Genomic DNA, 6706 nt, shown 5'->3' on the forward strand with positions numbered 1-6706 from the left:
GTGTACGTCTCGCCGGGATGCACCTGATTGCGGTCGATCACATGCCACGACGTGATGTGCTTGATCACCGCGAGCGCGTCTTTCAGCGTGGAGAAGCCGAGCTGCAACCCACCCGACGACACGCTCGACACACGATACTCACGCGTGAGCGGCTGGAACGACAGGCGAATGCTCTGTGACACGCTCACCGGCTGCTCGTCGAACCAGTACCAGCGCGGCCGGCTCAGTTCGAAGTCTGTTGTGAAGTACAGCGGAATGCCTTTGTTGACGGCGTCTTCGAGATTGCTGTTCAGGTCGAATTCGAAACGTGCGTCAAGGCTCCAGCCACTGTTGTCCGATTGCAGCGACGCGCGCTGCACCGCGATCGAATCGGCATACGCCGCGCCCGGTGCGGCGAGCCAGACGGCCAGCACGATCCAGAACACGGCAGCGAGCCGAAGCGGGAAGAAGCGTTTGATGGTCACCGTTTCTGGAAGCGCGCGTAGAAAAATCCGTCGTGGTCTGAGTTCGAGCCGGCGCTATCTGCAGCGGCGTGTCCGGCATGGGAACCGGCCGATGTGTCGGCGGGCGCGCGGGCAGCTGAGGGTAAAAGTTGCCCCGGCGCGTCCAATCGTACCGCATCCTGATACTTGTTTCCAAACCACTGCGCTTGCAACTCGCCTTCTTCGGGAAAGATCGAACACGTAACGTAGAGCAACTCGCCGCCTGGCTTCACGAGCGGCCATAGCGCGTCGAGAATGCGGCGCTGCTCGGCGACCAGCGCGGGAATATCCGACGCACGGCGCAGCCAGCGAATATCCGGATGACGCCGCACGATGCCCGAGGCCGAACAGGGGACGTCGGCCAGAATGCGATCGAACGGCTGGTCGATGTCGTCGTGCCATTTTGCCGGCGCGCCCGCGTCGCCGATACGCACTTCTGCTTCGAGCTTGAGTCGCTGCAGGTTCTCACCGATGCGGCGCGCGCGCGACGCGTCGCTTTCGAGCGCCACGAGTTGCAGGTTAGCGAGTTCGAGCAGGTGGCCGGTTTTGCCGCCAGGCGCCGCGCACGCGTCGAGCACGCGCATGCCGTCACGCACGTCGAGCAGTTGCGCGGCAAGTTGCGCACCCGCGTCCTGCACCGAAACGACACCGTCACTGAAGCCGGGGATGCGGTCGACCGGCATCGGCGTGCCGAGCTTAACTGCATACTCGCCAGCTTTACTCGCCGGGATGTGATGGTCTTGCAGCACTTGCAGATAGGCGTCTACCGTCGAGCGGCGCGCGTTCACGCGCAGCGTCAGCGGACCTTGCGTGTTACCGGCAGCGAGCACCGCTTGCCATGCGTCGGGCCATGCCTTTTTGACCGCATCGATCCACCACACCGGGTAGTTCCAACGCGCGACTTCGTCGGCTTGCGCTGCGCCCAGCAGCGCCTCGCGCTCGCGCAGGAAATTACGCAGCACGGCGTTGACGAGCCCCTTTGCAAACGCGGACTCACGACGCGCGGCGATGGCGCTCACCGCCTGATCGACCACCGTGAATGGCGCATAGGCGGCGTTCGCTTCATCGATAAGCAAGGCGAGCGCGCAGGCCAGCACATGGCCGACGTGCGGCGGCGGCGCCTTCTTCACCAGCTTCGCGATGAGCCACTCGGCGGTCGCCAGACGCCGCATGGTGCGATAGGCGATGTCCTGCACTGCGCCGCGCGCAGCGGCCGCATTGCCCTCAGGCGCGGAGACGAATACGGATTGCAGCGCGGCCGGTAAGGCTGCGCCGTGGCGCACGGCCCCCACGGCCTGGCCCGCGCAATCGAGCGCGAAACCGAGCGATTCGGGCGCAAGGTGCAGCATCGACAAACGGGATTCGCGCGGATGGGCCGACGGGGAAGCAGAACGCGAAGAAGGCTTTGGAGTCATGAAAGAGGCAAAAGCAGGCCACGCGGTGCGCGCGACGCAAACAGCACACATTGTAGCGTGGCGCGGGACAGGGGCCGCCGAGGGCGGAGGGCAGGCAACGGCCGTAATCGCAGCGACCGGGGCTGCGAGCAATAGGGCAAAGACTTGCAGAGGCGGCCAAGCGACGCAACGCGAAGCTTCACCCGAGGCGAAAGGACCCGCATTGGCTGCAGCCGGCCGCGCCGTTGCTACCCTGCATCTCCCAGCGCTTGAACAAAAAAGGCGAGCCCGAGGACTCGCCTTTTTCCACGCCAAGCAGCACCGCTTTTTACTCGAAGCGCCCCGTGCGCGCCATTTCCATCAAACGCGCGACGCGCTCCTCGGTGGCCGGGTGCGTAGAGAACAGATTCGCGATGCCGCCACCCGACAGCGGATTCATGATCATCATCTGCGCGGTGGCCGGATGCTGCTCGGCCACGGGGAAGGGAATCCCGCTCGCGTAACGATGGATCTTGTCGAGCGCCGAGGCGAGCGCCTGCGGATCGCCGGAAATCTGCGCGCCGCCACGGTCCGCTTCGAATTCACGCGCGCGCGAAATCGCCATCTGAATCAGCGCACCGGCGATCGGCGCGAGCAGCGCGACAGCGATGCCGGCGATCGGGTTCGTCGAACGGCCGTTTTCGTCGCGGCTGCCGAAAAACATCGCGAAGTTCGCCAGGGCGGAAATAGCACCGGCCATCGTCGCCGAAACCGTGGAGATCAGGATGTCGCGGTGCTTCACGTGCGCCAGTTCGTGCGCCATCACGCCGCGCATTTCGCGCTCGGACAGCACGCGCAAGATGCCGGTGGTGGCGGCGACGGCCGCATGCTCCGGATTGCGGCCGGTGGCGAACGCGTTCGGCGCGTCTTCATTGATCAGGTAGACGCGGGGCATCGGCAGGTTAGCGCGGGTGGAGAGTTCGCGCACCATGCGGTAGAACTGCGGCGCACTGTTTTCGTCGACTTCCTGCGCGTTGTACATGCGCAGAACCATCTTGTCCGAGAACCAGTACGAAAAGAAATTCATACCAAGGGCGACCACGAGCGCGATCATCATGCCGCGCGACCCGCCGATCATCCCGCCGATCACGATGAAAAGGGCCGTGATCGCGGCCATCAACATCGCGGTTTTGACCCAATTGAACATGTCTGCAACTCCTTGCCCTAACGCGAGTTCATATCTGCGCCGCATGATTGCGGCGACTGATTGTAAGCTAAACGTTAGATATGGGCGCGTGAGGAAAATTCAATCATCTTGATGCGGTGGCCAGCTTGATGCCCAGGCTGACGAATGCGCTGCCGACGCCACGATCCAGCCACTTCTTCATCGACGGCTTGCCGGAGAAGCGCCGGGTCACACTGCCGGCAATCCACGCGACAAAACTGTTCCAGATCATGCTCATCACGACGAACACCGCGCCGAGCGTGAGGAACGCCAGCGCCTTATGATCGCTGCCCGTCGTGACGAATTGCGGAAAGAACGACACGAAGAACAACACGACCTTGGGATTCAGCACATTGGTCCAGAAGCCTTGCAGGAAAAGCTGACGCAGCGATTTCGGCGCGCCGGCAGCGCGCGCTTCGCCGGCCGCCTGGGCTGCCGCCGGCTTCGCGAAAATCAGGCGCACCCCGAGATACATCAGATAAATAGCGCCCACGAACTTGATAACGGTGAACGCGGTGGCCGAAGCGGCCAGCAGCGCCGTCAAGCCAAACGCACAAGCAAGCGAATGAACGCAGCAACCGGCGGAGATGCCGAGTGCGGACATCAGACCTGCGCCACGGCCCTGAGCGACACTGCGCCCGACGATGTAAGCCGTATCAGGACCGGGCGTCACGTTCAGCAGAAAGACCGCGACGACGAAAAATTCGAAATGGGTGATGCCAAACATGGGGATCCTCAAAACGCGAGCACTTGCATAGAGGATTCTAACGCGCCGCAAGCCTGTGGCGGGCGTCTTGAACATCGGCCGAACGGGGGATGTTCAAGGCATGTGCAAGGTAGTTAGTTTGCTTCGGGAAGCTGGAAACGCTGACCCGCAGCCAATGTTGCGCCGGCCAGGAATTCGCGCACCGGCAAGCGCTTACCGCCGGGTTTTTGCAATTGCGTGAGACGCAGTGCGCCTTCACCGCAGGCGACCACGACGCCCTCGGGAGAAACCTCGGTGATAGCACCAGCGGGGGCGTTGCCCTGCGCTTCAATTGGAGCCGCTGACCAGATTTTGATCGACGTGCCGTCTTCCAGCGTGCCCACACCGCCGGGGAACGGGTCGAACGCGCGCACCTGACGCGCGAGGACTGCGGCCGGCTTGCGCCAGTCGAGTGCAGCCTCGTGCTTGCCGATCTTCTCCGCGTAAGTCACGCCATCCGCCGGTTGCGGCGTTGCCGCCAGCTTGCCGCTGCGTTCGAGTTCGATCAGCGCTTCGACGATCAGCCTTGCGCCGTCTTGTGCGAGACGGTCGTGCAGGACGGCCGTGGTGTCGCTGGCGGAAATCGGCGTGCGTGCTTCGGAGATCATCGCGCCGGTGTCGAGGCCGGCGTCCATCTGCATCAGCGTGATGCCGGTTTCCGCGTCGCCCGCCTCGATCGCGCGATGGATCGGCGCGGCGCCGCGCCAGCGCGGCAACAACGAAGCGTGAATGTTGATGCAGCCCAGCGGCGGAATATCGAGCACTTCCTGCGGCAGGATCAAACCGTACGCGGCCACCACCATCACGTCGTGCGGGGTGGCGCGCAGTTGATCGATCGCGGCTGTAGCTTCGGCCGGATACTTGCCCGTGCGCCGCAACGAAGGTGGCTGCGCGACCGCAATTCCACGCTCCTGTGCGTAGCGCTTGACCGGGCTCGTCTGCAATTTCATTCCGCGCCCAGCAGGCTGATCTTGCCGGGTCAGCACGAGCGGCACTGGAAAACCAGCGCTATGGATCGCGGCCAGCGCGGCCGCGGCGAACTCCGGCGTACCGGCAAAGATGACGCGCAACGAATGACTCATGAACGGGGGCAGTAGGCGAGGTGGACGCGCATTACATCGCGTGGGCGAGCTTCTTCATCTTGCTCTTGATGCGCGTCTGCTTCAGCGAAGACAGGTACTCGACGAACACGCGGCCCATCAGGTGATCCATTTCGTGCTGGACGCAAACCGCCAGCAGCCCTTCGCAGTCCGTCTCGAAGGTTTCGCCCTTCTGGTTCAACGCGCGAACCCGCACCTGCTCGGCGCGCTCGACGTTGTCGTAAATGCCCGGCACCGAGAGACAGCCCTCTTCCGACAGCTTCTTCTCGTCGCTCGACCAGACAATTTCAGGGTTGATGAACGCGAGCAGTTCGTCGTGCGTTTCCGACACGTCGATCACGATCACGCGTTCATGCACGTCTACCTGGGTCGCCGCGAGGCCGACGCCGGGCGCGGCGTACATCGTTTCGGCCATGTCGGCGACGAGCCGGCGGATGCGGTCGTTGACTACTTCGACCGGCTTCGCAATCTTGTGCAGCCGTTTGTCCGGGTAATTGAGGATGTTCAGTAAAGCCATGATCTTGAGTGTGTTTTTAGGCGCCGCTGACCGGTGGAACGCTAGCGTTAGCCGTTTGGCCAGGTTGTGGGCGCATCGCGTAACGCAGAGGATAGATGGTGTCGAACCGGTTCGATTCGACGCGCCCTATGCGCTAAACGACGAGCCCGCGCGGGTGGGCGCGGCGCTTCAGTTATTTCGGATGATGAAAATTTTAGCATGGCGGCCGTCTGCCCGCTGGCCCCGTAAGAGGATCGACTTTCAATGCGTACCTTGCCCGCAACCCATATTGAACTCGCCGCCTGGCTGCGGCTTTCACTCGCACCGGGGCTGAAACCCGCCGCCCTGCGCCTACTGCTGGGCGCTTTTGGACTGCCGGAAGCGATTTTCAATCAACCGCCCGAGGCACTCGCCGAGATCGCGGGCGAGACTACAACGCGCGCTGTGCTGGCACCTCCCGGCCCAGACTTCCAGGCGCAACTCGACGCGGCGATCGCATGGTGGGAGCTGCCCGGCAACCACGTGGTGACACTCGACGATCCTGCTTACCCTCCCGCGCTACTCACCATGCCCGATCCGCCGCCGCTACTATATATAAAGGGTCGGCTGGACCTGTTGCACACAAGGGCGGTCGCGCTGGTGGGCAGCCGCAGCGCGACACCGCAAGGCGTTGAAGATGCGGAGCGCTTCGCACGCGAGCTTTCGCAAGCCGGCGTCACTATCGTGTCGGGGCTGGCGCTGGGTATCGACGGCGCGGCGCATCGCGGCGGCCTGGAAGGCGTCGGCGGCACGGTAGCCGTGATCGGCACCGGCGCGGACCTCGTGTATCCGGCCGCGCATCATGCGCTAGCGCGGCAGATTGCAGCACAAGGGGCGATCCTGTCGGAATGGCCACTCGGCACGCCGGCGCGCGCCGCCAATTTTCCGCAACGTAATCGCCTGATCGCCGGCCTCGTCAGCGGGGTTGTGATCGTCGAGGCTGCAATGCGCTCGGGCTCGCTGATCACCGCTCGGCTCGCCAACGAAATGGGACGCGATATCTTCGCGTTGCCCGGCTCGATTCATGCGCCGCTGTCGCGCGGTTGTCATCGAATCATCAAGCAGGGCGCCAAGCTGGTGGAAACGCCCGATGAGGTGCTCGAGGAACTGGGCTTCGCCAAGTCGGTGGCAACGAAGGCCGCCAGCAAGCAGGCGGTGCGTCGGGAGGGAGCGGCCTCGGCGCATGCATCGGCAGCGGTCCAGCCCGAATTGGCGGCGGCCCATGCCCCGGCAGCGGTCCAGCCCG

The 6706-nt window shown here is 63.8% G+C and carries 7 protein-coding genes; 1 reads left to right on the plus strand and 6 read right to left on the minus strand.

All coding sequences use genetic code 11. The features are described from left to right. The 6 genes from VFE81_RS10840 to def all read right to left on the minus strand — a co-directional run. Nucleotides 1–464 (minus strand): DUF4390 domain-containing protein (locus VFE81_RS10840; RefSeq protein WP_325044590.1); only part of this gene is annotated, 464 nt, incomplete at its 3' end. Next, entirely contained in the window at nt 461–1897 is a 1437-nt protein-coding gene (gene rsmB / locus VFE81_RS10845; RefSeq protein ID WP_325044591.1) for a 16S rRNA (cytosine(967)-C(5))-methyltransferase RsmB, read from the minus strand. The genes VFE81_RS10840 and rsmB, both read right to left, overlap by 4 nt. A 307-nt stretch (nt 1898–2204) precedes the next feature. Further along, complete coding sequence (gene htpX, locus VFE81_RS10850) at nt 2205–3062, minus strand: zinc metalloprotease HtpX (protein WP_325044592.1); 858 nt, start codon at nt 3060–3062, stop codon at nt 2205–2207. Between the two features lie 103 nt (nt 3063–3165). Next, a complete protein-coding gene (locus VFE81_RS10855; protein ID WP_325044593.1) occupies nt 3166–3807 on the minus strand; it encodes a LysE family translocator in 642 nt (213 codons plus the stop codon). A gap of 113 nt (nt 3808–3920) precedes the next feature. Beyond that, nucleotides 3921–4907 carry a methionyl-tRNA formyltransferase gene (gene fmt / locus VFE81_RS10860; protein ID WP_325044594.1) on the minus strand — a complete coding sequence of 329 codons (987 nt, stop codon included), beginning with the start codon at nt 4905–4907 and terminating at the stop codon, nt 3921–3923. Nucleotides 4908–4938: 31 nt separating this feature from the next. Beyond that, nucleotides 4939–5442, minus strand: coding sequence for a peptide deformylase (gene def / locus VFE81_RS10865; protein ID WP_325044595.1), 504 nt, complete (start codon nt 5440–5442; stop codon nt 4939–4941). Nucleotides 5443–5685: 243 nt separating this feature from the next. Here def and dprA point away from each other — a divergent pair. Continuing rightward, nucleotides 5686–6706: DNA-processing protein DprA (gene dprA, locus VFE81_RS10870; RefSeq protein ID WP_325044596.1), on the plus strand; the 1021-nt coding region annotated here is incomplete at its 3' end.

This window comes from Paraburkholderia sp. (assembly GCF_035656215.1).
Taxonomy (GTDB): Bacteria; Pseudomonadota; Gammaproteobacteria; order Burkholderiales; family Burkholderiaceae; genus Paraburkholderia.

Bases quoted from the DNA above. Each gene is read 5' to 3' on its own strand.
- rsmB (WP_325044591.1), bottom strand. From the start codon at position 1,897: ATGACTCCAAAGCCTTCTTCGCGTTCTGCTTCCCCGTCGGCCCATCCG.
- htpX (WP_325044592.1), bottom strand. From the start codon at position 3,062: ATGTTCAATTGGGTCAAAACCGCGATGTTGATGGCCGCGATCACGGCC.
- VFE81_RS10855 (WP_325044593.1), bottom strand. From the start codon at position 3,807: ATGTTTGGCATCACCCATTTCGAATTTTTCGTCGTCGCGGTCTTTCTG.
- fmt (WP_325044594.1), bottom strand. From the start codon at position 4,907: ATGAGTCATTCGTTGCGCGTCATCTTTGCCGGTACGCCGGAGTTCGCC.
- def (WP_325044595.1), bottom strand. From the start codon at position 5,442: ATGGCTTTACTGAACATCCTCAATTACCCGGACAAACGGCTGCACAAG.